Annotated in this window: 1 protein-coding gene; it reads right to left on the bottom strand. The window is 42.3% G+C overall.

Going from position 1 to position 2,201, the window contains the following annotated elements; translation table 11 throughout:
• Positions 1–2,201: InlB B-repeat-containing protein (locus C1X07_RS24675; protein ID WP_206604280.1), on the bottom strand; the 2,201-nt coding region annotated here is incomplete at both ends.

Here is a 2,201-nt window from a genome sequence, read left to right as displayed (position 1 = left end):
TTGTTTCTTTGAGCAAGAGCCACTACGGTATGTGGATTGTCTATAGTCACAAGACTACCTCCCGCAGGATTCCATACATCGATATTGGTAGGTAGAACAAATAAATTAGTATCACTTAGTTGCCCTACACTGTTGGCATTATCTACTTTGACAGTTCTAAGTTCTATTTTGTTTTTATCAATCCATAGCCACTTAAACTGATTAAATGAACCAGCTGCTCTGGTCCAGGTTTTGGTATCAGAAGCATTTCTTAACGGAGCTCCCCAGCATCCTTCACCTACATAAATGGCTCTTTTGGGATCGGTATCTACTCTTACAAAACCTTCATCGCTTCCTGTACCAGTAGAAGGCTTGATAGGCCAGGTACGTTTTACAACATGAGAATCACTCTCCATAACCAACTGTACTGCATGGGTATAGAATGGTTTTGACCAGGCTTCATATTGGTCGTTTTGCTCTGATTTACCAGGCTCATGAGGTCTGGTAGCTCTATGATATTGTGCTACTGCCCATGTGTGATTGGCAGAATTCGTAGCCAGATCATTAGCAAGCCAACTCCCTTGTGTACCTGCCGGGGTTACTTCTGTATTTAGGGTGTATGTTCTCATTAGGTTACCTCCAAAACTAAGGGCATAATACTCTCCTCCGGCAGCAGTAGGGATATCAAAAAGATCTCTGATATCATTAGCACTTTCATGATTACCTCGTGCAGCTACTACAGGAATAATTCTTCCGTCGGATCCAATGGTAAGCTGCCAGTCATCAAACCAATTTTGCCATTGCGAACTAGATGATGAACTTGTCATATCTCCTCCAAATAGTACGGCATGAGGTCGTAGCTTAGCCACTAGCCTGTTGGCATTTTGTCTAGGGGTACGGTTATTTCTAGAATCCCCACCAGCTACAATAGATAATCGGGTATTAGGATCACTTGGTGCAGTCTTAAACCAGAATCGCTTAGAGACTCCCTCACTATCTTTGATGACAAAATAATAGGCAGTATCCGCCAGAAGCCCAGTTAATCGAGCATATTTATTACTCATCCCTTTACTAGATATGCTTCTGTCAACAGTCTTGCTTAATGGGTATGATGCATAGTTGCTTCCAAAATCGGTAGTTCCATAATGTACCACAGGATTAGTACCTGTCACCTGATTCCATCCAATCACCATAGTGGTAGAGGTATTGCCTCTCCAGGTTAAGCGGTACTTTTCTGTAGAAGTGCTAATTACCGGTATCTGAGTAAAGGTGGCTGTGATGGTTTTATCGGCTGTCATTGTAACCGATGTTGGGTTGGTGTTTCCTGTAATATCACCGGTCCATCCGCCAAACTCCCAGCCTGATGCCGGAGTAGCCGTAACAGAAACTGATGTTCCTGAGTTATAGACTCCACCGCCACTTACGGTTCCTTGTCCTGTAGTATTGGTAGTTAAGGTGTATTCTACAACATTGGTAGTTGTTACATTGGCAGTATTACTACTACCAGATATGTTTCCTGCTGCATCTTTTGCTTTTACAGTAAAACTATACGTAGTATTAGCAGTAAGTCCAGTGACACTATAATTGGTTGTAGTAGAAGTGCCAATATTAGCTCCACCTTGATATATATCATACCCAGTAACCCCTGTATTATCTGTTGACGCTTCCCAACTAAGATCTACTGATGTATTGGCGATATTAGAAGCGGTTAGGTTGGTCGGTACTGTTGGTGCTTGTGTATCAGGTGTTATAGAAATAATTTTGATATGATCAATAGCTATATCACTACTCCATCCAGATCCTGTGGTTCCTTTAAACTGTAACTTAATAACAGAACCACCATAAGTAGCTAGTGATACAGCAGCCTGGTTCCAGGTACTTCCCTGGCTTCCACTTTTGGACCAGATAGAGGTATAGGTTACCCCGTTATCAGTACTAGCAAGAACTTCGAGAGTTCCCATGGCTGTACCTTGCATATGATATCCAAACTCTAATGACCCATTGGGTACTGTTGTTAAATCTATACAAGGGCTATCTAATAGTGCCACTTTATTAGGATTTCCCGGAGGAGAAACATTGGTAGAGGCTTCGGTATAAAGATAAAATGCTCCATCTTGCCCTGTAGTTGGTCCTGTACCATTAGAAGGTGTTCCTCCTGAATCACGAGTCCACTCGATATCATCTCCAGAGGCATTGATCCATGCTCCAAAACCAGATTCAAA

Origin of the sequence: Aquimarina sediminis (assembly GCF_002895435.1) — a bacterium.
Taxonomy (GTDB): domain Bacteria; phylum Bacteroidota; class Bacteroidia; order Flavobacteriales; family Flavobacteriaceae; genus Aquimarina; species Aquimarina sediminis.
Note: the sequence above shows the minus strand (reverse complement) of the source record. Positions and strands in the feature narration are given on the sequence as shown.